We start from the raw sequence: 24,495 nt of genomic DNA, 5'->3' as shown, positions 1-24,495 counted from the left end.
CGGGAGAAAGGATCGAATATGAAAAAGCAGATTTTAATCGTAGGCAGTGGTTTTGCGGGTATGTGGGCAGCCGTGAGCGCGGCACGTCTCTCTGAGCAGCAGGGTAATAACAGTCTGGAGATTGCGGTACTGGCCCCCTTACCCGAACTGCGCGTACGGCCACGCTTCTATGAGGAAAAGGTGTCAACGCTGGTCGCCCCGTTGACTGACCTGTTTGCCGAGCTTGATATCACATTCATCGCCGGACACGCGGAACAAATTGATACCACGGCAAAAACCGTTTTATACCGGATGTCCAATGGCGCGCATGCTACGGCTTCCTACGATAGGCTGATCCTCGCTACGGGCAGCCAGACCAAACGCCCACCGATTGCCGGCCTGGCTGACTACGCCTTTGACATCGACCAGCTGGAATCCGCACAGGTATTTGAGCGTCACCTTGATTCACTGGCGTTACGTCCCTCCACGCCCGAGCGCAACACCGTGGTAGTCTGCGGAGGCGGCTTTACCGGCATTGAGCTGGCAACGGAGCTACCTGCCCGACTGCGTGCCCGTTTTGGTGACAATACGGAGATTAAAATAGTCGTAGTTGAAAGGGGGCCAGTCATTGGCGGCCGTTATAGCGACGCATTGCGTAAAACAATTGCAGAGGCGAGTGAGGCGCTCGGCGTCGAATGGCGGCTGAAGAGTGAAATTGAAGCCATTGATGCTCACGGCGTAACGCTGAAAAACGGTGAACGTATTGCTGCTGCGACCGTCGTCTGGACCGCAGGCGTCGAGGCAAATCCTCTCAGCCTGCAGATAGACGGTGAACGCGATAGCCAGGGCCGCCTGGTTGTGACAGAGACGTTGCAGGTCCCCGCACATCCTGACGTCTATGCCACCGGCGATATGGCTCACGCCAAAACAGACGATGCGGGCAACACGGCGCTGATGACCTGCCAGCACGCGATCCAGCTAGGCAAATTTGCCGGTCATAACGCTGCCGCCAGCCTGCTGAACGTTACTCCTTACCCTTATCGTCAGGTAAATTATGTTACCTGTCTGGATTTAGGCGCGTGGGGCGCGGTTTATACCGAGGGCTGGGATCAGGCCGTCAAATCCGTCCACGACGAGGCGAAGAAGATCAAAATCGCCATCACTAATGAGCTGATCTATCCGCCATTAGCAGACAAAACGGTCGCCTTTGCCGCCGCCGACCCGCTGGCGAAATTCGTTTAGGCCCCCGCCATCGCCCCGCTAACGGGGCGTTTTTATTTTCAGATTCCGGCAATCCTTATCTTAATTCCTTTGTTCCCTTGTTTTCCCCCGCGCCCGATGATGAATCCGACGCTAACAAGAAGATAACAAAGGAATTCACCATGCAAACCCCATTTCGTCTGCCGCTGCTGACGGCGCTGATTCTGACGACAACCGCAGCCTGGTCCGCCGATGCGCCGGTCAAAGGCGGCACGCTGATTTATCTGGAACAACAGGCGCACACCAACCTCTATCCGCCTGCCGGCGGCTTCTACCCGAACGGCGGCATTCTGAACCAGATCACCGACAAACTGACGTGGCAAAATCCAAAGACGCTGCAGGTCGAACCGTGGGTGGCCGAAAGCTGGACCACCAACGCCGATAAAACTGAATACACCTTTAAACTGCGTCCCGGTATTACCTTCTCCGACGGCACGCCGCTGGACGCCAACGCCGTAGCAAAAAACTTTGATACCTACGGTTTGGGCAATAAGGCGCAGCGCCTGCCGGTGTCAGAAGTGATCAATAACTACGATCGCAGCGAAGTGGTCGACCCGCTGACCGTGAAGTTTTACTTCAAAAAACCGTCGCCGGGGTTCCTGCAGGGCACCGCCACGATTGGGTCGGGTCTGGTCTCGCTCAGCACGCTGAAGCGCAACTTTGAAGAGCTGGGGGATGCCCGGCATATCATTGGCTCCGGCCCGTTTGTGGTGAAGGACGAGAAGCTCGGCCGCGAAGTGACGCTCGAAGCCCGCAAAGACTACCAGTGGGGACCCAAAAATCTGGCGCAACAGGGTCCAGCCAATCTGGACGGCATCAAGTTTATCGTGACCCAGGAGGACAGCGTGCGCGTCGGTGCCCTGCTGGCAGGCCAGGCCGACTTTATTCGTCAGGTGCAGGCGTATGACGAAAAGCAGGCGACCGATCAGGGCTATAAAATCTACGCTGCCCCAACGCGCGGGGTGAACGACAGTATCAGCTTCCGCCCGGATAACCCGCTGGTCTCCGATATTCGCGTCCGCCAGGCGCTGCTGCATGCCACGAATGCAAAGCAGGTGGTCGAGACCCTCTTCTCGGCCAACTATCCGCAGGCGAAGTCGGTGATTGCCGATTCCGCCGCAGGCTTTGTCGATCTCAGCGACAAATTGACCTTTGACCCGGCAAAAGCTAACCAGTTGCTGGACGAGGCGGGCTGGAAAGCGGGCAGCGACGGGATCCGCGCCAAAGACGGCCAGCGGCTGGCGCTGACGGTATATGAATCTCTGCCGCAGCCGCAAAACAAAGAGGTGCTGCAGCTGGTTGCTCAGCAGTGGCGTCAGGTGGGCGTAGTGCTGAGCGTGAAAGCCGGTGACGCAGGCAGCCGCACGCTGGATAACCTTGATCCGCTGAAGACCCCGTTAACCGTCTCCGAAGTTGGTCGCGCCGATCCTGACGTGGTGAAAAGCATGTTCTACCCCGCTAACCGCGACGCGCTGCTGCAAAAAGGCGGCTCCAGCGACAAGGTCAAAAGCTTCCGCGACGACAAGCTGAATGCGCTGCTGGTAAATATCTCCTCAGAGGTCGATCCGCAAAAACGCCTGCAGCTTACGGGAGACGCGCAGCGCTACCTGCTGGATAACGCTTACGTTATTCCGATTTTCGAGGAGCCACAGGTCTTTGCCGGTGCGCCGTGGCTAAAAGGCGTCAATTTTGAAGCGGTCGGCCGCCCGTCGTTCTACGGCGCTTGGATTGAGAAACACTGAGGAGCTGACGATGCGCCACGCACTTCTTCAACGTCTTGGTCACGGGCTGCTGGTGCTGTGGGCCGCCTTTACCCTCTCGTTCGTGTTGCTCCAGGTACTGCCTGGCGACGCGGTGCTGATTAAATTTCAGAACCCGGACCTGGGCCTAAGCCCGGCGCAAATCGAGGAGATGCGCGTGGCCTACGGCGCGGACAGCCCGCTGTGGCAGCAATACGGCCACACGCTGCTGGCGATGCTGCGCGGAGATTTCGGCTATTCATTACAGGCAGGGGTGCCGGTCAGCGAGCTGATTGCCAGCAATCTGCCGGATACCCTGAGCCTCGCCCTGCCCGCCTTTTTACTCGCGGTCCTGTTGGCGTTTGCGCTGGCCTTTGCGTCGCGTCTGCCGGGTCTGCGCTGGCTGAGTAATACCCTCCAGTCTCTGCCGGTTCTGTTTATCTCCTTACCCACGTTCTGGCTGGGGATTGCCCTCATTCAGCTTTTTTCTTTTCAGTTGCGGCTGATCCCGGTGATTAATCCGACGCCGCTGCAGGGGCTGATCCTGCCGATCGTGACCGTCGCGATCCCGATCTCCGCCCCGCTGGCGCAAATTCTGATGCGCAGCCTGGACCAGGTGGCGACGCAGCCGTTTGTCGCCGTCGCCCGCGCCAAAGGGCTGAGTGAAACCGCCGTCCTGTGGCGCCACGTCACCGGCAACGCGCTGCTGCCGGTACTCAATATTGCCGGGCTGCTGCTGGGCGAACTGATTGCCGGAGGGCTGATCACCGAAACCGTATTTGGCCGCAGCGGGCTCGGGCAGCTGACCCAGCAGGCGGTGAACAACCAGGACATCGCCGTGCTTCAGGCGGTGGTGATGATTTCCGCTCTCGGCTTTGTCCTGATCAATCTGCTGGTGGACCTGCTGATGCCGCTGCTGGATCCACGTCTGCAAACCGTTACCGGAGGTGCATCATGAGCCTGGTCGATTACGCTGCCGCCGCGCGAAAACGCGTTCCCGGCTGGCAGGGCGTCGCGTGGCAGCCGGGACTGTGGCTGGCGTGGGCGGTGATTATTCTCGCGATTTTTGCTGCCGTAGCCCCCGGCCTGTTAACCCACTACAGCCCGATTGAGGGCATCGCCGGAGCGCAACGTCTGGCACCGCAGGCGGGCCACTGGCTCGGCACCGATCAGCTTGGCCGCGATGTTTACACCCGCATTGTTTATGGTGCGTCCCACTCCCTGAGCGCAGCGCTCGCTGCCGTCACGATGGGGCTGGTGGTGGGCACCGGTCTGGGGGTGATCGCCGGCGCGTTCGCGGGACGCGTCGAGTCTTTCCTGATGCGTTTTGTCGACGTGCTGCTGTCCATTCCGTCTCTGCTGCTCTCGCTGACGGTCATTATTCTGCTCGGGTTTGGCACCGTTAACGCCGCGATTGCCGTCGGCGTGGCCTCCATCGCCAGCTTCGCCCGCCTCGCGCGGGGTGAAGTGGTGCGCATCCGCCATACGGATTATGTCGAGGCGGCGTTTGGCAGCGGTGGGACGTTCGTGGCGGTCCTGTGGCGACACATCCTGCCCAACGCCTTAACCGCCGTTCTCGCCTTTGCCACGCTGCAGTTTGGTCAGGCCATTCTGGCCCTCTCCACGCTGAGCTTTCTCGGCTACGGCACCCCGCCGCCCGTTCCTGAATGGGGCTTATTGATTGCCGAAGGCCGTAACTATCTCTCTACCGCCTGGTGGTTAACTACCTTCCCCGGCGTGGTCGTCATCGCCGTCGTGCTTGCCACCAACCGTATCAGCCAGCAGTTCAGCGGAGGCCTGAAATGACCGTACTCTCGGTAGAAAACCTGACCATCAGCTACCGTACCGCGCGCCAGTGGCGCGAGGTGGTGCATAACGTCAGCTTCACCCTCCGTCGGGGGGAAATGCTGGCCTTTGTCGGCGAATCCGGCTCAGGTAAAACCACCACGGCACAGGCGATCATCGGTCTGCTGGCGGATAACGCCCGACGCGATGCCGGGAAAATCGTGCTCAACGGCGAGGAGATTAGCCGGTGGTCAGCGAAGCGTCTCGATACCCTTCGCGGCGCGCGAATCAGCCTGGTTCCGCAGGATCCGGGTAATTCACTCAACCCGGTAAAGACGATCGGCGTACAGGTCGGGGAAATTATTCAGCAGCACCAAAAGGTAACGGCACTCCAGCGCGACGAGCAGGTGCTCGCCCTGCTGACAAAGGTCGGCCTGAGCCATCCCGAGCAGCGCATGAAGCAGTATCCGCATCAGCTCTCCGGCGGGATGAAACAGCGCGTGTTGATTGCCATCGCCATCGCCCTGCGCCCGGACGTGATCGTTGCCGATGAGCCCACCAGCGCGCTGGACGTGACGGTGCAAAAACGCATTCTCGATCTGCTGGATATCCTGCGTCGGGAATCGGGTACTGCGGTTCTGTTTGTCACCCACGATCTGGCGCTGGCTGCCCAGCGCGCGGAGAGGCTGCTGGTGTTTCGCAACGGTGAGGTTCAGGAGCACGGCGACACCGCCGACATTGTCCGCACGCCGCAGCACGCCTATACCCGTCAGCTACTGAGCGATCTCCAGGGCCAGCGCCTGACCATCGCCCCGGTAGCGGGCCTTCCGCTGGCGTCACCGGCTATTCGCGCCCGCGCCATCAGCAAACGGTTCTCGCTGGGCAAAGGTCATCACCTTCAGGCGCTGGATCGGGTGACGTTTGACGTCAGGCGCGGCAGCACGCATGCGCTGGTCGGTGAATCCGGCTCCGGGAAAACCACCCTCGCCCGTATTTTGCTGGGTTTTGAACAGGCGGACAGCGGACAGGTCATTATTGATGATATTGATGCCACCGACCTCAGCCGCGAGGCCCGCCGCCAGCTGCGCCAGAAGATCCAGTTTGTCTACCAGAACCCGTTCGCCTCTCTCGACCCGTGTCAGACGCTGTTCGAGATCGTCGAAGAGCCGCTGAAGAACTTTGCTCGCCTCAGCAAGGCGGAGCGCAAGCTCCGGGTGGAGACCGTGGCGCAGCGGGTTGCCCTGCCCGTCGAACTCCTGACCCGCACCGCCCGGGAACTTTCAGGCGGGCAGCGCCAGCGCGTAGCCATCGCCCGGGCGCTGATTCTGGAGCCGACTATTCTGGTGCTGGACGAGGCCACCTCCGCGCTGGACGTCACCGTACAAGCGCAGATTCTGGCACTGCTTCAGCAGTTACAGCAGCAGCTGGGATTAACCTACCTGTTCATCACGCACGATCTCTCTATCGTTCGCCGGATCGCCCACAGCGTCACGGTGCTGCGCAGCGGTCAGGTGGTCGAACACGGTGACGTCGAGACCTTATTCACGTCGCCACAGAACGACTATACCCGCGAGCTGATTGCCGCCATTCCCCATTTTTCACCCGCTACGGAGGAGTTCGCATGACGCGAAAACGCCTGGGATTTTTCACCCGCCTGCTTGACGACGCCACGCCGAAGGAGCGCTATCGTCTGGCAACCGAACAGATCCGCCACGCCGAACGCCACGGTTTTGACAGCGCCTGGATCGCGCAGCACCACTTCCACGAAAGTGAAGGCGGCCTGCCGTCGCCGCTGCTGTTTCTGGCCCACGTTGCGGCGCATACCGAAACCATCCGCCTGGGCACGGCCATCATTACCCTGCCGATGGAAAACCCGCTGCGCGTGGCGGAAGATGCCGCCGTGCTGGATCTACTCGCCGATGGGCGTCTCGAAGTCGGTTTTGGTTCGGGCGGCACGCCGACCTCTTTCCTGCCGTTCGGACTGACGTTTGAACAGCGCGGCGCGGCCTTTGCTGACCATTTGCATGTGATCCAGAGCGCCTGGCGCGGGGATTCGCTCACCCATCCGGATAATCACCTTTACCCGCCAGCGCCACAGCTGGCTGAACGGATCTGGATTGCCACCTTTTCCGTCGACGGTGCCGTTCGCGCCGCGCGGGCCGGACACGGTTTGATGCTCTCCCGCACGCAGCCGCGCCCGGCAGACCAGTTGGATTTAACGCTCGACGCGATCCAGAACCCGATTGTGGATGCCTACCTTGAGGCACTGCCTGCGGGCATTGCGCCGCGTATTCTGGCCTCCCGCACGGCGTTCGTCGCCGACAGCGATGACTACGCGCTGAAGGTCGCCACGCCGGGTCTTACCAGGCAGGCCCAGCAGCATCGCGCTGCCGGACACGCGGTTAAAGGTGACACTGTCACCGATTTTCGTCGCCAGTTCGACGCCCATATCGGTTCGCCAGATACGGTGCTGCATTCGCTGCAGGCTGATTCCGTTCTCCGGCGCGCCACGGATATCTCGTTCCAGGTTCATTCGGTCGAGCCCACCCATCGCGACACGCTGCGTTCCATCGAACTGATCGCCGAACATATTACCCCCCACATCCTTTGAGGAGACACCTATGTCATTAAGTCAGGACATTCTCGCCGAGCTGGCGGAAATTAAACCCGGTTCCCCTCTGGCAGAGGCGTGCACCACGCGGGACGCCGCCACGCGCCACGCCCAGGGCAGCTATGAAATCTTATTTACCCAGCAGGATAGCGATTTTGCGCTGGACGAGCGCTTCGCCGTCGCGGCAAAAGTCGCCAGGTGGCACAACGCGGAGGCGCTGGCCGCGCACTATGCGGGGTTTGGCCTGGCCGACCCAACATCCGAACGCCTGACCCCTGCGCTGCACTTCGCGCGCCTGCTGACGTTCTCTCCCGTCGAAGCCACGCCGTCCGCGTTGACGGCGCTGACCCGGGCGGGCTGGAGCAAGGAAGGCATTGTTACCCTGGCGCAGCTTGTTGCGTTTGTCAGCTTTCAGAGCCGACTCGTCGCCGGGCTGCGGCTGCTAAATGACAAGCCGGTGGTGGCAAGCGATGCGCCGGTGGCAGCAGGCATCTGGCATACAACCGCAACCACGGTCTCCGGGAAGACGGCTCCCGTCGCGTTCACCCAGCAGGAGCTGGGCTGGGAGCCGTGGATCGACGCCAAACCGCTGGCGGACTTCCATGATGACGAGGTTGCCGTTCTGGCGAAATTTGGCCATACCGATTCCGACTACTTCCGCCTGCTGGGGCGCAACCTGCCGGTGCTTGAACAGCGCACGCTAACTGATAAAGGAATTTTTTATACACCGGGGGGATTACCGCGCGCCGAGCGCGAGCTGGCCGCAACGGTAGCCAGTAAAATCAACGGCTGCATCTACTGCGCCTCTGTCCATGCGCGTAAAGCCAGCCAGCTGTCAAAGGATGATGCTGCGGTAGAGGCGCTGCTGGCCGTACGTCCGGGACGCTCCCTGAGCGAGGGGCAATCTGCGCGCTGGCAGGCGGAAATTAATTTTGCGGCGGCGCTGTCGGTTACCCCGCCTGCCGCCACGCCGCTGCACCTCGCCGCTCTGGAAAAAGAGGGGCTGGACACCTTAGCCCAGCTGGACCTGGTGCAGTCCGCTGCGTTCTTCGCCTGGGCCAACCGCCTGATGCTGACCCTGGGTGAGCCCTGGCTTGCCTGAATGCAATCAGGCTAGCGCGCGAGCGTTAGCCTGAGCCTGTCTGGCCCGCAGGTAACCGTAGATCAACAGCGCGCTCATGGCCGAGAACGAGAGGAGCGCCGCAGGCAGCGTGACGTAGCGCCAGCTAAAGCCGAGGGTAATCATCATCCCACCAAAGTACGCCCCGATCGCGCTGCCGAGATTAAACGCCATCTGCCCTCCGGCTGCCCCCAGCATCTCACCGCCCTTCGCATTTTGCAGAAGCAAAATTTGCAGCGGTGCAGAGAGCGCAAACAGCCCGGCACAGCAGATAAAGCCCATCACCAGCGAGGCCGTTTTCAGTTCGCCCAGGGCGAAAAGCAGCAGCAGCGAGGCGACAATCACCATATCGGTGATGGCCGCAATGCGCAGCGGGCTAAAGCGCCCCGAGATTTTGCCGCTCAGCAGATTGCCCAACACCATGCCAAGGCCCATCAGCATCATAATGGCCGTCATCATTCCTTCGGAAAAGCCAGAAACGTTGACCATAAACGGCTTAACGAAGCTGAACCACGCGAACACGCCAGCATTGCCAAACATGGTGGCGGCAAAAATCAGCCAGGGCTCCGGCTTCTTCAGGAACTGAAACTGCTCGGACAATTTGATTTCTGATTTGTCATGGATGTCCGGCACCCAGAGCAGCACCGAGAGGATCACCAGCGCATCGAACAGGGCTATCAGGAAAAAGGTATAACGCCAGCTGAACTGGTGCCCCAGCCAGGTGCCGAGCGGGACGCCCACCAGGTTGGCCACGGTCATCCCGGCGATCATCCCGGCCACCGCGACCGTCACCTTCCCGGGTGGCGCAATTTTAGAGAGGATAATCGCCCCGACGCCAAAAATGGCCCCGTGCGGAAAACCGGAGATCAAACGCCCCAGCGCCAGCCAGAAATACGACGTAGAAAACGTAAACAGGGCATTTCCGACTGCGCACATGGCAACCAGAAACAGCAGCGTCGTTTTTAACGAGAACTTGCCGGAGAACAGCGCCACAATCGGCGCGCCAATCACCACGCCGAAGGCATAAAACGAGATCATATTCCCGGCGGAGGGAATCGAAATACCGGTGTCATGCGCCAGCTCGGTTAACACGCCCATGATGCCAAATTCAGCCATGCCCAGGCCAAATGTGCCAAGCGCCAACGAAAATATTGTCTTTTTCATGCCTCAACCACCGGTTAATCATTCGCAACGGGCATTATTGAATAATCTTGTATGGTGAGCCAGTTCAAATCAGCTGGCTGACAGGTTAATCCATTAATTCAGGTGGATTACACTTCATAGTGCGGCCTCGCTTTTTCCCGCGCCGGACAACCTGAGGATGACAATCATGGGAAGCAAAAAGAAAACCCCTGTCGCTGTTGATGTTGTATCGAATGCACCGCTTAAGACCAAAGAGTATGAAAAAGAGCTCCGCCGCCTGCACGTTGAACTGGTTAAGCTCCAGCAGTGGGTCGTCGCCAAAGGGTTAAAAGTGTGTATTGTTTTTGAAGGACGCGATGGCGCCGGCAAAGGCGGTACCATTAAAGCGATCACCGAGCGCGTCAGCCCGCGCGTGTTTCGCGTGGTTGCGCTCCCTGCCCCGACGGAAAAAGAAAAAAGCCAGCTTTACTTCCAGCGCTATGTGCCGCATCTGCCTTCGGCGGGTGAAATCGTGATCTTCGATCGCAGCTGGTATAACCGCGCGGGCGTGGAACGGGTGATGGGGTTCTGCACGGAGGAACAGGCGGAGAAATTTTTAGACGGCGCGCCGGTTATGGAAAAAGCGATGGTCGATGCCGGGATTATCCTGCTGAAGTACTGGCTGGAGGTGACGCCGAAAGAGCAGGAGCGACGCCTGCGCGACCGTATTAACGATGGCCGTAAGATCTGGAAGCTGTCGCCGATGGATATTAAATCCTTTAACCTCTGGGACGAGTACACCCGCGCGCGCGACGCCATGTTTGAAGCCACTGACACCGCCTGGGCACCGTGGTTTGTCGCGCGTTCTGAAGATAAAAAACGCGTGCGTCTGAATATTATTTCGCATCTGCTTTCGCAGATCCCGTATAAAGAAATTCACGTCGACAAGGTGGATTTACCGAAACGCAAAATCGGCAAAGTCAAACCCACGAAATACCCGTTCCGGTATGTGGAAGAGCGATTCTGATATAACTGGAAGGCGGCTCGCAGAATAGAGATGACCAGGGGATACAGTATTGTTTTTTGTTGGCGGCGGTTGATAATGACCGCACCAACAAAGGAGATAATGATGAAACATACCACAGAAACAGATCCGGGCCAGAACATCATATCGCGTAAGCCCTTGCGTCATGCAGAACATCGATCGGCAAGGCAGCAGCCATCAGAAGAGGATCGCGCATTTATACGGGCAATGAATGAGTTTGTAGAGAAACATGGAACCATTACTGATGATGACTTTTTCAGGGTGCTTTAATGCTGAGACAATTTAATGTTTATCGCAATACATCTGCGGCTACCCGGGACAAGCTTCCCTACTATATGCTCATTCAGGATGATTGTTATGATGATCTTGCCACACGCGTAATTGTACCGCTCGCAAGAAATAATAAGTTACCGTTATGGCAGAGCCATTTGGCTCCGGGCATAAATATCGACTTTGAAACGTTTCTGATTTATTCACCGATGATAACCAACCTTAACAACAACAAAATCAATCCTAAAGACTATGTTTGTAATTTACGCAACGCTCGTCATGACGTTATAGCGGCATTTGATCGTTTATTGACTAACACATGAAGGCCTGCAGGTAGGCCCGCGCAAGCGCAGCGCCGCCGGGCAGAGCCGACGGCGCAGGTCTTACTTCATCCCTTCCGTACTTTCCTGTTTCGCCTCCAGCCGTTCCACATCACGATACCAGCGCGGGTGATGTTTCTGCGCCCAGCGGCGGCTCACCTTCCCTTCAATCATCCCTTTGATCGACCCTTTAACCCAGAACGCCATATACATATGGATCAGGATGGCATGAATCAGGATGATGGCAGACGTCGCGTGAATTAGCAGCGCGTAACGCACCACCTGGATCGGGAAGTACTGTGCAAAATACGGACGCCAGATCATCACCCCGGTCACCAGCAGCACAAAAATCATGCTCATGATGGTCCAGAACATCATCTTCTGTCCGGCATTGTATTTCCCCACCTTCGCGACTTTATGCTCGTTACCCTTCAGGACTTCGACAATCCCTTTCACCCACGGGATGTCCTGCTTGTCCGGAATATTGTGATGGACAAAGCGCACGAACATAAACATCAGCACCACGAAAATCAGCACGCCGAAGAACGGATGCAGAATGCGCCCCATCTGCGGCGTCCCGAAGGTTTCCGTAAGCCACTGTAGCGTCGGGAAAAAGAACGAAATGCCGGATACCGCCACCAGGAAGAAGCAAATGACCACCGTCCAGTGACAGGCGCGATCGACAAATTTGGTGCGCACTATCATTTTCGACTTACTCATGATGCTCCTCCTCGTCGTCATCCACCTCTTTATTCGGCCCGATACCGATGTAGTGATAAATCAGCCCCGCAAAGGTCGCGATAAAGCCCGCCGCTGAGAGCGGTTTAAGCGCCCCTTTCCACAGGTTGATGGAGGTATCGATCGCCGGATCTTTCGGCAGGTTGTGATACAGCTCCGGCTGGTCGTTATGATGCAGCACATACATCACGTGCGTGCCGCCTACGCCCTGCGGGTTGTAAATGCCTGCCTTGTCGTAGCCGCGCGCTTTCAGCTTGTCCACGCGCTCTTGCGCCACGTCGAGCATCTCTTTTTTGGTGCCGAAGTGGATCGCCCCGGTCGGACAGGTCTTCACGCAGGCAGGCTCCTGCCCGACGCTGACGCGGTCCACGCACAGGGTGCATTTGTATACCCGGTTATCCTCTTTATTGAGGCGCGGGATATTAAACGGACAGCCCGCGATGCAGTAGCCGCAGCCGATGCAGTTATCCTGCTGGAAGTCGACGATCCCGTTGGCGTACTGAATTATCGCACCGGCAGACGGACACGCCTTCAGGCAGCCCGGATCTTCACAGTGCATACAGCCGTCCTTGCGGATCAGCCACTCCAGCCTGCCGTTCTGGTCGGTTTCGCTAAAACGCATCACCGTCCAGGATTTGGCGCTCAGATCCGCCGGGTTATCGTAAACCCCGACGCAGTGCCCCACCTCGTCGCGGATATCGTTCCACTCCGAACAGGCCACCTGGCAGGCCTTACAGCCCACGCAGGAGGAGACGTCGATAAGCTTGGCGACCTCTGCCTTGTAGTCCCGCGCGCGAGGCGCGGGGGTAATCGGGTTAGTCGCGGAGCGTTTAATAATGTCTTGTGTTTCCATCGCCATTTAATCGCTCCTTACGCTTTCTCGATGTTGACCAGAAACGCTTTGTACTCCGGCGTTTGCGAGTTGGAATCGCCGACGTTTGGCGTCAGGGTATTGGCGATATAGCCTTTCTGCGCCACCCCTTCAAAGCCCCAGTGCAGCGGAATACCGACGGTTTCCACCTGTTGGCCGTGCACGTTCAGACTTTGCAAACGACGGGTCACCACCGCCACGGCGCGAATAAAGCCGCGCTTGCTGCTCACCTTGACGCGATCGCCGTTGGCAATGCCTTTCGCCTTCGCCAGCGTTTCGCTTATCTCCACAAACTGTTCCGGCTGCGCGATGGCGTTAAGCCGCGCGTGCTTGGTCCAGGTGTGGAAATGCTCGGTCAGGCGGTAGGTCGTCCCCACGTACGGGAATTTGTCCTTTTTGCCTAAGCGCAGCACGTCCTCTTCGTAGATGCGCACCACCGGGCTTGAGACCACGTTCGGGTGCAGCGGGTTGGTCCCCAGCGGCGTTTCCATCGGCTCGTAGTGTTCCGGGAACGGCCCTTCTGCCAGCTTGTTGAGGGCGAACAGGCGCCCCAGCCCTTCCGGCTGCATGATGAATGGCCCGGTGTTGCTGCCCGGCGCGGCGGTGTTGTAGTCCGGAATGTCGTTCCCCGTCCATTTCGCCCCGTTCCACTGGATCAGCATGCGCTTCGGATCCCACGGCTTGCCGTTGATATCCGCCGACGCGCGGTTGTACAGCACGCGACGGTTCAGCGGCCACGCCCATGCCCAGCCCAGGGTGTTGCCCAGGCCTGACGGGTCAGCGTTATCGCGGTTCGCCATCTGGTTACCCTGCTCCGTCCAGCTGCCGGCGTAGATCCAGCAGGACGATGCCGTTGTCCCGTCATCGCGCAGCAGCGCAAAGCTGTTCAGCAGCTGGCCTTTTTTCGCGACCAGGTTGCCGCTCGCGTCATACAGATCCGCCAGCGCCACGCCGTTGTTCTCTTTCGCGACTTCCTCAGACTCAGGACGATCCGGCTGCTTGTAGTGCCAGCTCATCTTCAGCAGCGGCTCCGCGCCTTTGCCGCCTTCGGTGCGGTACATTTCGCGCAGACGATGATAAATGCCGGCCAGGATTTCGCCGTCGTTACGCGCTTCGCCCGGTGCGTCCTGCCCTTTCCAGTGCCATTGCAGCCAGCGGCCGGAGTTGGCAATAGAGCCGTCCTCTTCTGCAAAGCAGGTGGACGGCAGGCGGAACACTTCGGTCTGAATCGACGCCGGATCGACATCGTTAGATTCCCCGTGGTTCTGCCAGAAGGTGGAGGTCTCGGTCACCAGCGGATCGATAACCACCATGTACTTCAGCTTGCTCAGGCTGCGCACGACTTTATTTTTATCCGGGAATGACGCCACCGGGTTAAAGCCCTGGCAGATATAACCGGTGACGTCGCCCTTATCCATCATGTTGAAATACTTAATGACGTCGTAAGCCTGATCCCACTTGGGCAGCCACTCAAAGCCCCAGTCGTTCTCCTTCTGCGCCGCGTCGCCGTAGAAGGATTTCATCAGGCTGACGTAGAACTTCGGATAGTTGCTCCAGTAGTTCACCTGATCCGGCAGCGTTGCTTTTGGCGTATTAGCTTCAAGATACGCTTGCAGACTGGCCTGCTTTTCCGACGGCAGCGTCAGGTAGCCCGGCAGGCTGGTGGAGAGCAGACCGAGATCGGTTAAGCCCTGAATGTTAGAGTGGCCGCGAAGGGCGTTCACGCCGCCACCGGCCATCCCCATGTTGCCGAGCAGCAGCTGGATCATCGCCATGGTACGGATGTTCTGCGCGCCCACGGTGTGCTGCGTCCAGCCCAGCGCATACAGGAACGTGGTGGTTCTGTCAGCTGCGCTGGTGGAGGCCAGCACCTCGCACACCTTCAGGAAGTCCGTTTTCGGCGTGCCGCAGATGTTCTCCACCACGTCCGGCGTATAGCGGGAAACGTGCTGCTTCAGCAGGTTCCACACGCAGCGCGGATGCGTCAGCGTTTCATCCCGCATCGCATAGCCGTTTTCATCGAACTGATAGTTCCAGGACGTTTTGTCGTACTGGCGTTTTTCAGCGTCATAGCCGCTGAACAGCCCGTCATTGAAGGCAAAATCATCCCGCACCAGCAGGTTCGCGTTGGTGTAATGCTTAACGTAGTCCGCGTTAATTTTGTTGTTTTCGATCAGGTACAGCAGCACGCCGGAGAGGAACGTAATGTCCGTACCGGAGCGGATTGGCGCATAGATATCCGCCACCGATGCCGTACGCGTAAAGCGCGGATCGACGACGATAAGCGTCGCATCGTTGTTGTTTTTCGCTTCCATCGCCCAGCGGAATCCCACCGGATGGGCTTCAGCGGCGTTACCGCCCATCACCACCACGACGTTTGCGTTTTTAATATCAACCCAGTGGTTGGTCATCGCACCGCGACCAAATGTTGGAGCAAGACTTGCTACCGTTGGTCCGTGTCAGACGCGCGCCTGGTTGTCTACCGCCAGCATGCCGAGAGAGCGCACAAATTTTTGCGTCAGCATGCCGGTTTCATTGCTAGCCGCAGATGCGCACAGCATCCCGGTAGACAACCAGCGGTTGACCGTCACGCCCTGCTCGTTCTTTTCAATAAAGTTGGCGTCACGGTCGGCTTTCATCAGTTTTGCAATACGGGAGAACGCCTCATCCCAGGAGATACGCTGCCATTTGTCGGAGCCCGGCGCGCGGTATTCCGGGTAGCGGAGGCGGTTTTCGCTGTGGACATAGTCCAGCAGTCCCGCCCCTTTCGGGCACAGCGCCCCACGGCTCACCGGATGATCCGGATCCCCTTCAATATGGTAAATAGCTTCTCTGGCGTTCTTCGCGCCATCGCCCAGGCTATACATCAATAGCCCACAACCCACGGAGCAGTATGTGCAGGTGTTACGGATCTCTTTCGCACGCAGCAGCTTATAGTTGCGTGCCTGAGCCAGCGCCATTTTGGGAGCAAATCCCAGCATTGCGGCTGTGGTTCCGGCCATACCGCCCGCGCAGATTTTGAAAAATTGTCTGCGGCTGACGTCCATTGTTGTCCTCGTTATCTGATAAGACTTCGCGCCGCAAACTAACATTAAAGCCCCTGTTTTTTTTGCGTCAAATCAAGGTCGCCTGACGTCGCCCCCTTAATAGTCACCGCTGCCGCGTTTGAATACCCCTTAAGGGTTAAACACGTAAGAGAATAATTCGCGACAGGGTCAGAATTAATGCTATACATTTTCCCTTTGATTTTATTAGCGATGAAAACGTAATGGACAGAAAGAGAGCAACGCTCACGGGGCTGGCGGCGATACTGCTATGGAGCACAATGGTGGGCCTGATTCGCAGCGTAAGCGAGGGGCTGGGGCCCGTCGGCGGCGCGGCGATGATTTACACCCTCAGTGGGTTATTGTGCCTGGTAACGGTAGGATTTCCTGATATTAAACGTTTTTCACCCGGGTATCTTATTGCAGGCAGCGTACTATTTGTCAGTTACGAAATTTGTCTGGCGCTGTCGTTAGGCTATGCCGCCACGCGAGCGCAGGCCATAGAAGTCGGTATGGTTAATTATCTCTGGCCGAGCCTGACGATCGTCTTTGCTATTTTATTCAACGGACAGAAATCAACGCTGTGGGTCGTCCCCGGTTTAGCTATCGCTCTGCTCGGCGTGTGTTGGGTATTAGGAGGTGAGCAAGGATTACACATTGATGAAATAATCCGCAATGTCGTCTCTAATCCCCTTAGCTATACGCTTGCTTTTGCCGGAGCATTTATCTGGGCCGCCTACTGCACCGTAACCGCCAAATTTGCCAAAGGGCAAAACGGTATTACCCTCTTTGTTTTGCTCACTGCGCTGAGCCTGTGGGTGAAATATACTATTAGCGATCAGCCAGAAATGGTGTTCAGCTTTCCGGTTATCGTGAAGCTTGTTATGTGCGGCATTGCGCTTGGGTTTGGCTATGCGGCATGGAATATTGGCATTCTGCACGGTAACGTCACGGTGCTGGCTGCCGTATCCTATTTTACTCCCGTGCTCTCTGCCGCGCTTGCAGCCGTGCTGCTAAGCTCACCCCTCTCTTTTTCGTTCTGGCAGGGCGCGCTGATGGTCTGCGCCGGGTCATTGCTCTGCTGGTACGCTACACGAAAATAGGGTTCAGATTTATGCCGGGTTCGATTAAATCCGGCAGAAAAATTAACATAAATTTAATATGTGATCACATCGTAATATATTAATCAGAACATTAGTGCATTTGTTGATGTTCTGTTTATATTAACTTCCTTCGTCAATTCCCCCGACATTAAATTGACATAACCTGACACCGCTGCGTAACTACTTCCCTGCGAATATTACCGCTATTAATAACACGAAATGCAATAATATTCGCCATCATAGTTGCCAAAAAAATAAACTCATTCTGATTAAATAATCGCCACAACATTTTATTCAGCCGTCATTAACCCGATCTCGATCACACTAAATGAAATTATTACTCATATTTTGAAACTTATTATTGAAAGACAACTACAAGATTTTTAAAAATAGCACGCCGTTGACGAACAGCCTCGTTTAGAAATCGTTCGCGATGGTTCAGGAAATACTGAAAAAAATTATAAGGAATATTTAAGATGAAACTTAAATTAGTTGCAGTGGCAGTCACTTCCATGTTGGCAGCAGGCGTTGTAAACGCAGCTGAGATTTATAACAAAGACGGTAACAAGCTGGATCTGTACGGTAAAGTGACAGGTCTGCACTATTTCTCTGATGACGCAGGCGCAGACGGTGATAAAACCTACATGCGTATCGGCTTCAAGGGTGAAACCCAGGTTAACGACCAGCTGTCCGGTTACGGCCAGTGGGAATACCAGATTCAGGGTAACAAGGACGAAGGCGACAACCAGTCCTGGACCCGTGTGGCCTTCGCAGGTCTGAAGTTCGCTGAAGCCGGTTCATTCGATTACGGCCGTAACTACGGCGTGATTTACGACGTGACCTCCTGGACCGACGTTCTGCCAGAATTCGGTGGTGACACCTACGGTGCCGACAACTTCCTGCAGTCTCGTGCAAACGGCGTGGCAACTTACCGTAACCAGGACTTCTTCGGTCTGGTTGACGGCCTGAACTTTGCCCTGCAGTACCAGGGTAAAAACGGCAGCGTAAGCGGTGAAAACACCAACGGCCGCAGCCTGCTGAACCAGAACGGCGACGGCTACGGTGCGTCTCTGACTTACGATCTGGGTGAAGGCTTCAGCGTCGGTGGTGCAATGTCTTCCTCTCGCCGTACCGCTGACCAGAATGCGGCTGGCGTATACGGTGAAGGCGACCGCGCTGAAGTGTACAGCGGCGGCGTGAAGTACGACGCGAACAACGTTTACCTCGCGGCGCAGTACTCTCAGACCTATAACGCAACCCGTTTCGGCACCTCTAACGGTAACCGCAGCGACATCTACGGCTTTGCAAACAAGGCGCAAAACTTCGAAGTTGTGGCTCAGTATCAGTTCGACTTTGGCCTGCGTCCATCCATCGCTTACCTGCAGTCTAAAGGCAAAGACATCGAGAACTTCGGCGACCAGGATCTGGTTAAATACATTGATGTCGGCACCACCTACTATTTTAACAAAAACATGTCCACCTACGTGGATTACAAAATCAACCTGCTCGACGACAACCAGTTCACTCGCCAGGCAGGTATCGGTACCGACAACATCGTGGCGCTGGGTCTGACCTACCAGTTCTAAAATCTTGTCTGTCCAAAAGCCAGCGTGACACGCTGGCTTTTTTATCTTCCGCATTTACCCGACGGACAACTCCCCGCCTGCCGCCCGACGCAGCCAGGTTTGCAGTAGCTTGCCGTCTTCGGTCATCTCTGAATCTGAACGCACGCAGAGGTAATAATCGCGCCCGTCATCAATCGGTAAGTCAAATATCTTGACCAGCTCGCCGCTCTCAAGATATGGCGCAATCAGCGGCTCACGCATGAGCGCACATCCCAGCCCTGCCTGAACGCCCGCCAGCGTCAACAGCCCGTCTTCAAACAGCGGGCCGCTGCGCCGGAGTGGACGTTTTACCCCCTGCAACAAAAACCACTGCGTCCAGCTCGTACGCTCTTCATCGTGCAGCAGCGGCATTTGCAGCAGCTGTTCAGGCGTGTCGATATGGCCATGAACGCGCAAAAACGCGCGGCTGCACACCGGCACCATCTGGCCGGAAATCAGTTTTTCACTCTGATACCCCGCCCACTGCCCGTTACCAAAACGAATCGACATATCCGACGCGTCGCTCAGATAGTTACGGTGGTTGGCATACACCACGTTGATCTCGGTTTGCGGATTGGCGCGCATGAACGCAGGCAAGCGCGGGATAAACCACCCCATACCAAACAGCGGAATCAGGCTGATGGTGACCTGACGCGTTTGCGCCTGCTCCGCCAGGTGCTCCGTCGCCTGGCGCAACACGTTAAAGGCCGCACGGATCGAGCGGTAATATTCCCGCCCGTGCTGGCTCAGCACCAGCCTGCGTCCCTGACGTTCCGTGAGCGGCATTTGCAGGTATCCTTCGAGCACCTTGAGCTGATGGCTGACGGCCGACGGAGAGATATCCAGCTCCTGCGCGGCCAGCGTGACGCTCCCCAGCCTGGCGATGGCCTCGAATGCACGTACGGCCCGAAGCGGCGGATCGTTTGCCAGGCGGCTCTCTGCAAACGCCGTCAGGCTCGCCAATTGTTCTGTTTTATTCATATGTTGATTTCTTTAGGCTTTTCACCCAAAAGCAGGCTTTAACTATTTTCATTTAAATCATAAACATAAAACAATATTTATTTATCATAAGAAATAATAGATGCGTATTTTACAATTTAATTCATTTATTGGATGGTAGCCGCAGAACGAGCACTTTGCGGGTACAAACGTTGGATACACTCATACAACAACTGATCAACGGTGTGATGCTGGGAAGCATCTACGCGCTGATCGCGCTGGGCTATACCATGGTGTATGGCATTTTGCGCATTATTAACTTTGCCCACGGGGATATTCTGATGGTCGGCGCGCTCACCACGCTCTCCGCCATTAACGCCCTGAATAGCACCTTCCCGCATATGCCGCTGCTCTTGCAGCTCGGCGTTGCCCTGATGATTGCCATGGCCGTGTGCGCCCTGCTGGCCATGGCCGTGGAGCGATTTGCCTACCGTCGACTGCGCAACGCTCCGCACCTGGCGCCGCTGATCTCGGGTATCGGCGTCTCCGTCCTGCTGCAAACCGTGGCGATGATTATCTGGACGCGCAACCCGCTGATGTTCCCGCAGATCCTGCCCATGGATCCGATTACCGTGACGTCAGGCAGTGAAATGCACCCGCCCGCCATCGTGACCGTTACCGGTATTGTCACCGTGGCGCTGGCGCTGGCGGTGATGACCGGGCTCTGGCTGCTGGTGGAATACACCCGCCTGGGGCGCGGCATGCGCGCCGTGGCGGAAAACCCGCGCGTGGCCACGCTGATGGGAGTTAACCCAAACGCCATTATCACCCTGACGTTTGCGATTGGCGGGGCGTTTGCCGCGCTGGCAGGCGTAATGATGGCCAGCAACTACGGTAACGCCAGCTTCTCGATGGGCTTTTTACCCGGGATCAAGGCCTTTACCGCCGCCGTGCTGGGGGGCATTGGCAACATTCGGGGTGCCATGATTGGCGGCATCCTGCTCGGCATTATCGAAGCCCTGGGCGCAGGCTACCTGGGTGAACTGACCCACGGTGTATTTGGCAGCAACTATCAGGATGTCTTTGCCTTTATGGTGCTGATCCTGGTGCTGGTCTTCCGTCCGGCTGGCCTGCTGGGCGAGCGCGTGGCGCACAGGGCGTAAGGAATACCATGACAACACTTCAAATTCAGGCCCCGGCGGCGACGCGCAAATTCTGGTCAGGCATGAGCCTGTTCTGCCTCGCGCTGCTGATAGCGCCCGTGGTGGCCACGCAGCTCGGCGGCAACTACTGGGTGCGCGTTATCGACTTCGCCCTGCTCTACATCATGCTGGCGCTCGGGCTCAATATTGTGGTCGGCTATACCGGCCTGCTGGACATGGGCTTTATCGCCTTTTACGCCGTCGGCGCCTACCTCGCGGCACTGATGGCTTCTCCACACCTGCTGGAGGTGTTTCCGATCCTCGCAGTCTGGTTCCCGGACGGGCTGCACACCTCGTATCTGCTCATTATTCCGCTGGCGGCCCTCGTGGCGGCAGTCTGCGGGATTTTACTCGGTGCGCCCACGCTGAAGCTGCGCGGGGACTACCTGGCGATAGTGACCCTCGGCTTTGGCGAAATTATCCGCATCCTGATGCGCAACCTCGACCGTCCGGTAAACATCACCAACGGCGCAAAGGGCATTACCGGGGTAGATACGCTGAACCTGTTCGGCCTGAAGTTTAGCGGCGTCTACCACTGGTTTGGTTTCAAAGTGCCCGCCCTGTGGCTGTGGTACTACCTGCTGATGCTGGTGATTGTAGCGATTATTTTTGTCTGCCTGCGCCTGCAGCATTCCCGTATTGGCCGCGCCTGGCACGCCATCCGTGAGGATGAAGATGTGGCCCGCGCGATGGGCATCAACGTGCGTAACTATAAGCTGCTCGCCTTTGCGATGGGCGCCTCCTTTGGCGGCATAGCAGGTGCGCTTTTCGGCGCGTTTCAGGGCTTTGTCTCCCCGGAATCCTTCACGCTGCAGGAGTCCATTGCCGTACTGGCGATGGTGGTGCTGGGCGGTATGGGGCACATACCGGGCGTGATCCTGGGCGCGGTACTGCTTACCGCCCTGCCGGAACTGCTGCGCAGCCAGGCAGCGCCGGTTCAGCAGGCGCTGTTCGGTACGGTACTGATTGACCCGGAAGTGCTGCGCCAGCTGTTTTACGGTATGGCACTGGTGCTGGTCATGCTGGTGCGCCCGTCAGGCCTCTGGCCGGTACGCCACAAGGAGGTGAAGGCATGAGCCTGTTAACCGTACGCAACATGTCAAAACGCTTCGGCGGGCTGACTGCCGTAGATGACGTTTCGATTACCGTGAACAGGGGGGAAATCTACGGGCTGATTGGCCCCAACGGCGCGGGAAAAACCACCTGCTTTAACCTGATCACCGGGCTTTATCCGGCGGACAGCGGTGAGTTTTCGATTGCCGATAAGCCCTACTTCCCAAAACACATAGAGAAAGTCACCGCCGCCGGGATTGCCCGCACCTTCCAGAACGTGCGCCTCTTCAACGAGATGTCGGTGCTGGAAAACGTGATGGTGGGCCGCCACGTGCGCACCCGTAACGGCCTGTGGGCCGCGCTGAGCCGCCATAAACGCGCCCGCGAGGAAGAGAAGCAGACCCGCGAGCTGGCCTGGCACTGGCTGGACTATACCGGCATTGCGCAGTTCGCCCACTATCGCGCCTGCGATCTGGCCTATGGTCATCAGCGTCGCCTTGAAATCGCCCGCGCGCTGGCGACGGATCCGCTGCTGCTGGCGCTGGACGAGCCCGCCGCAGGGATGAACGCGGCGGAAAAAGTGGCGCTCGGCGAGCTGCTCATCCGCATCCGCGATGACGGCAAAACTCTGCTGATGATTGAACATGACGTCAAGCTGGTGATGGGCATCTGCGATCGCCTGACGGTGCTTGATTACGGTAAAACGCTCGCCAGCGGTACGCCGGAAAGCGTGCGGCGCGACCCGGCAGTGATCGCCGCCTGGCTTGGAGGTAACGCCCATGACTGAATTACTGAAGGTAGAACGTCTGGACGTGCATTACGGCGGCATTCAGGCCGTACGCGATGTCTCCTTTACCCTGCACGAGGGCGAACAGGCTACGCTGATCGGCGCTAACGGCGCGGGGAAAAGCTCCACCGTGCGCGCCATTACCGGGTTGGAAAGCTTTAGCGGCAGTATTGAATTCAACGGTAGGCCGGTCCGCAAACAGAGCCCGGAGACCCTGCTTCGCGACGGGCTTGTCATGGTTCCGGAGGGCCGCGGGATCTTCTCCCGCATGACGGTACTGGAAAACCTGCAGATGGGCGCCTGGCTAAGGCGTGACACTGTCACCATTAAGCGCGAGATGAACGAGATTTTCGAACGTTTCCCGCGTCTGGGCGAGCGCCAGCATCAGCTTGCCGGGCTGCTGTCCGGCGGCGAGCAACAGCTGCTGGCCCTTAACCGCGCCCTCCTCAGCCGCCCGCGCCTGCTGATCCTCGACGAGCCGTCGATGGGCCTTGCCCCGAAGATGGTCGAGAACATATTTGCCGTTATCGCCGGGCTGCGCGAGCGTGGCGTCGCCCTGCTGCTGATCGAACAAAACGCCCGGCTCGCGCTGGAAGTGACCGACAGCGCATGGGTGATGGACAGCGGCAGCATTGTTCATCATGGCGAATCGACAGCACTGCTTCACGACGACCAGATTGCACACATTTATTTGGGCGAAATGCCCGTTTAACCACATCAGCCAACATCAGGGAAATACAATGAAAACAGTAAAAATCAGTGCGCTCAGCGCCGCTATTCTGCTCGGCGGTCTTGCCTCAACGTCCTCGTGGGCCGCCGACGGCGAAACCGTGGTTATCGGTCTGGCAGGCCCGCTCACCGGCCCGTCCGCCCGTATCGGGAAAGATCTGGAGAACGGCGCGCAGCTGGCCATTGACGACATAAACAAGCAGCATCCGACCATCGGCGGCAAAGCGGTCACCTTCAAACTGCAGTCCGAAGACGATCAGTCTGACCCGCGCACTGCCGTAGCCGTCGCGCAGCGTCTGGTGGACAGCGATGTGGCGGGCGTGGTCGGCCACTGGAACACCGGCACCAGCATTCCAGCGGCCCGCGTTTATCACGATGCGGGCATCGCCCAGGTAGCACCGGTCGCGACCGGTCACGCCTATACGCAACAAGGTTTTGATACCAGCTTCCGCGTGATGGGACACGACGATGACGGCGGCCAGCTCGCCGGTCAGTACTCGGTTAACACCCTGAAAGCCAAACGCATTGCGGTAATCGACGACCGTACCGCCTTTGGTCAGGGGCTTGCAGACCAGTTTATTAAATCGCTGGAAGCCCAGGGCGTGAAAATTGTCGACCGTCAGTACGTGGATGACAAAACGGTCGATTTCAGCGCCGTACTGACCGCCATCCGCAGTAAAAACGCCGATCTGATCTTCTTCGGCGGCGTCGACAGCCAGGCCGCACCGCTGGCTCGCCGCATTAAACAGCTGGGCATGAATGCCACGCTGATGGGCGCAGGCGGATTCGTCAGCCAGACGTTCCTGAAGCTGGCGCAGAAAGAAGGCGAAGGCGTTGTGGCGCTGGAGCCGGGCCTGCCCGTTGATCAGATGCCGGGTGGAAAGGCATTCGAACAGGCCTACCAGGCCCGCTACCACACCCATATCGAGCTGCACGCCCCGTTCGCCTATGACGCCACCCGCGTGCTGGTTGCGGCGATGGAAAAAGCAGACTCCGTTGAGCCATCAGACTATCTGCCAGCCCTACGCGCCATCAGCTATTCCGGCGTTACCGGACAGATCGCGTTTGATAAAGAGGGCAACCTGAAATCGCCGTCGTTCACGGTCTATAAGGTTGTCGACGGCAAATGGCAGCCGCAGGCCGTGCTGGGCGGCGCAAAAGCGAAGTAACGCAG

22 protein-coding genes are annotated in these 24,495 nt (G+C 57.8%); 17 read left to right on the top strand and 5 right to left on the bottom strand.

From position 1 onward, the window contains the following. The first annotated feature begins 18 nt into the window (after nucleotides 1–18). From IM299_RS00890 to IM299_RS00860, 7 genes are all read left to right on the top strand, one after another. Nucleotides 19–1,221 (top strand): NAD(P)/FAD-dependent oxidoreductase, encoded by a 1,203-nt coding sequence (locus IM299_RS00890; RefSeq protein ID WP_193356853.1) that lies wholly within the window; start codon nucleotides 19–21, stop codon nucleotides 1,219–1,221. A gap of 140 nt (nucleotides 1,222–1,361) precedes the next feature. Further along, on the top strand, nucleotides 1,362–2,981 hold the full coding sequence (locus IM299_RS00885; protein WP_193356852.1) for a TIGR04028 family ABC transporter substrate-binding protein: 1,620 nt from the start codon (nucleotides 1,362–1,364) through the stop codon (nucleotides 2,979–2,981). Between the two features lie 10 nt (nucleotides 2,982–2,991). Next, nucleotides 2,992–3,936, top strand: a complete 945-nt coding sequence (locus tag IM299_RS00880; protein ID WP_193356851.1) for an ABC transporter permease — start codon at nucleotides 2,992–2,994, stop codon at nucleotides 3,934–3,936. Then, the gene (locus tag IM299_RS00875) at nucleotides 3,933–4,784 is read left to right on the top strand and encodes an ABC transporter permease (RefSeq protein ID WP_193356850.1); all 852 of its coding nucleotides are present in this window, start codon (nucleotides 3,933–3,935) and stop codon (nucleotides 4,782–4,784) included. The genes IM299_RS00880 and IM299_RS00875 overlap by 4 nt, the downstream gene beginning before the upstream one ends. Beyond that, the gene (locus tag IM299_RS00870) at nucleotides 4,781–6,388 is read left to right on the top strand and encodes an ABC transporter ATP-binding protein (RefSeq protein ID WP_193356849.1); all 1,608 of its coding nucleotides are present in this window, start codon (nucleotides 4,781–4,783) and stop codon (nucleotides 6,386–6,388) included. The genes IM299_RS00875 and IM299_RS00870 overlap by 4 nt, the downstream gene beginning before the upstream one ends. Further along, nucleotides 6,385–7,374 carry a putative FMN-dependent luciferase-like monooxygenase gene (locus tag IM299_RS00865; protein WP_163332288.1) on the top strand — a complete coding sequence of 330 codons (990 nt, stop codon included), beginning with the start codon at nucleotides 6,385–6,387 and terminating at the stop codon, nucleotides 7,372–7,374. The genes IM299_RS00870 and IM299_RS00865 overlap by 4 nt, the downstream gene beginning before the upstream one ends. Nucleotides 7,375–7,384: 10 nt before the next feature. Further along, nucleotides 7,385–8,476 carry an alkylhydroperoxidase domain protein gene (locus IM299_RS00860; protein ID WP_193356848.1) on the top strand — a complete coding sequence of 364 codons (1,092 nt, stop codon included), beginning with the start codon at nucleotides 7,385–7,387 and terminating at the stop codon, nucleotides 8,474–8,476. 6 nt (nucleotides 8,477–8,482) lie between these two features. Here the strand turns inward: IM299_RS00860 and araJ are convergent, their stop codons facing one another. After that, complete coding sequence (gene araJ, locus IM299_RS00855) at nucleotides 8,483–9,658, bottom strand: MFS transporter AraJ (RefSeq protein WP_045630463.1); 1,176 nt, start codon at nucleotides 9,656–9,658, stop codon at nucleotides 8,483–8,485. A gap of 166 nt (nucleotides 9,659–9,824) precedes the next feature. Here araJ and ppk2 point away from each other — a divergent pair, with 166 nt between their 5' ends. The 3 genes from ppk2 (at nucleotide 9,825) to IM299_RS00840 (ending at nucleotide 11,254) form a co-directional block, all read left to right on the top strand. Then, nucleotides 9,825–10,643 (top strand): polyphosphate kinase 2, encoded by an 819-nt coding sequence (gene ppk2, locus IM299_RS00850; RefSeq protein ID WP_023327546.1) that lies wholly within the window; start codon nucleotides 9,825–9,827, stop codon nucleotides 10,641–10,643. A 99-nt stretch (nucleotides 10,644–10,742) separates the two neighbouring features. Next, complete coding sequence (locus tag IM299_RS00845) at nucleotides 10,743–10,931, top strand: type II toxin-antitoxin system CcdA family antitoxin (RefSeq protein WP_165586899.1); 189 nt, start codon at nucleotides 10,743–10,745, stop codon at nucleotides 10,929–10,931. Further along, complete coding sequence (locus IM299_RS00840) at nucleotides 10,931–11,254, top strand: CcdB family protein (protein ID WP_041909843.1); 324 nt, start codon at nucleotides 10,931–10,933, stop codon at nucleotides 11,252–11,254. The genes IM299_RS00845 and IM299_RS00840 overlap by 1 nt, the downstream gene beginning before the upstream one ends. A 60-nt stretch (nucleotides 11,255–11,314) precedes the next feature. Here the strand turns inward: IM299_RS00840 and fdnI are convergent, their stop codons facing one another. The 3 genes from fdnI to fdnG are packed head-to-tail and all read right to left on the bottom strand — an operon-like array spanning nucleotide 11,315 to nucleotide 15,907. Continuing rightward, complete coding sequence (gene fdnI / locus IM299_RS00835; protein ID WP_028013252.1) at nucleotides 11,315–11,971, bottom strand: formate dehydrogenase-N subunit gamma; 657 nt, start codon at nucleotides 11,969–11,971, stop codon at nucleotides 11,315–11,317. Next, a complete protein-coding gene (fdxH, locus tag IM299_RS00830) occupies nucleotides 11,964–12,848 on the bottom strand; it encodes a formate dehydrogenase subunit beta (protein WP_045260592.1) in 885 nt (294 codons plus the stop codon). The genes fdnI and fdxH overlap by 8 nt, the downstream gene beginning before the upstream one ends. 11 nt (nucleotides 12,849–12,859) lie before the next feature. Continuing rightward, on the bottom strand, nucleotides 12,860–15,907 hold the full coding sequence (fdnG, locus tag IM299_RS00825) for a formate dehydrogenase-N subunit alpha (RefSeq protein ID WP_193356847.1): 3,048 nt from the start codon (nucleotides 15,905–15,907) through the stop codon (nucleotides 12,860–12,862). A 221-nt stretch (nucleotides 15,908–16,128) separates the two neighbouring features. Between fdnG and yddG the strand changes: the two genes are divergently transcribed. Further along, the gene (gene yddG / locus IM299_RS00820; RefSeq protein ID WP_028013255.1) at nucleotides 16,129–17,007 is read left to right on the top strand and encodes an aromatic amino acid DMT transporter YddG; all 879 of its coding nucleotides are present in this window, start codon (nucleotides 16,129–16,131) and stop codon (nucleotides 17,005–17,007) included. 476 nt (nucleotides 17,008–17,483) lie between these two features. After that, nucleotides 17,484–18,593 carry a porin OmpC gene (locus tag IM299_RS00815; RefSeq protein ID WP_028013256.1) on the top strand — a complete coding sequence of 370 codons (1,110 nt, stop codon included), beginning with the start codon at nucleotides 17,484–17,486 and terminating at the stop codon, nucleotides 18,591–18,593. Between the two features lie 54 nt (nucleotides 18,594–18,647). Here IM299_RS00815 and IM299_RS00810 read toward each other — a convergent pair whose 3' ends face one another. Beyond that, nucleotides 18,648–19,592 (bottom strand): LysR substrate-binding domain-containing protein, encoded by a 945-nt coding sequence (locus IM299_RS00810; protein WP_028013257.1) that lies wholly within the window; start codon nucleotides 19,590–19,592, stop codon nucleotides 18,648–18,650. A gap of 170 nt (nucleotides 19,593–19,762) precedes the next feature. Between IM299_RS00810 and IM299_RS00805 the strand changes: the two genes are divergently transcribed. Genes IM299_RS00805 through IM299_RS00785 form a run of 5 tightly spaced genes read left to right on the top strand, consistent with a single transcriptional unit; the run spans nucleotide 19,763 to nucleotide 24,490 of the window. Continuing rightward, nucleotides 19,763–20,713, top strand: a complete 951-nt coding sequence (locus tag IM299_RS00805) for a branched-chain amino acid ABC transporter permease (RefSeq protein WP_193356846.1) — start codon at nucleotides 19,763–19,765, stop codon at nucleotides 20,711–20,713. Between the two features lie 8 nt (nucleotides 20,714–20,721). Beyond that, entirely contained in the window at nucleotides 20,722–21,828 is a 1,107-nt protein-coding gene (locus IM299_RS00800) for a branched-chain amino acid ABC transporter permease (protein WP_045630468.1), read from the top strand. After that, nucleotides 21,825–22,592, top strand: coding sequence for an ABC transporter ATP-binding protein (locus IM299_RS00795; protein ID WP_048958777.1), 768 nt, complete (start codon nucleotides 21,825–21,827; stop codon nucleotides 22,590–22,592). Before IM299_RS00800 ends, IM299_RS00795 begins: the two co-directional genes overlap by 4 nt. Continuing rightward, nucleotides 22,585–23,304, top strand: a complete 720-nt coding sequence (locus IM299_RS00790; protein WP_193356845.1) for an ABC transporter ATP-binding protein — start codon at nucleotides 22,585–22,587, stop codon at nucleotides 23,302–23,304. The genes IM299_RS00795 and IM299_RS00790 overlap by 8 nt, the downstream gene beginning before the upstream one ends. 28 nt (nucleotides 23,305–23,332) lie before the next feature. Then, a complete protein-coding gene (locus IM299_RS00785) occupies nucleotides 23,333–24,490 on the top strand; it encodes a branched-chain amino acid ABC transporter substrate-binding protein (RefSeq protein ID WP_193356844.1) in 1,158 nt (385 codons plus the stop codon). Nucleotides 24,491–24,495 lie beyond the last annotated feature (5 nt).

The organism is Enterobacter cloacae complex sp. P47BA (genome assembly GCF_014930485.1).
GTDB lineage: Bacteria > Pseudomonadota > Gammaproteobacteria > Enterobacterales > Enterobacteriaceae > Enterobacter > Enterobacter bugandensis.
The sequence above is the reverse complement of the archived record's forward strand: the minus strand, read 5'-3'. Positions and strand labels throughout refer to the sequence as shown.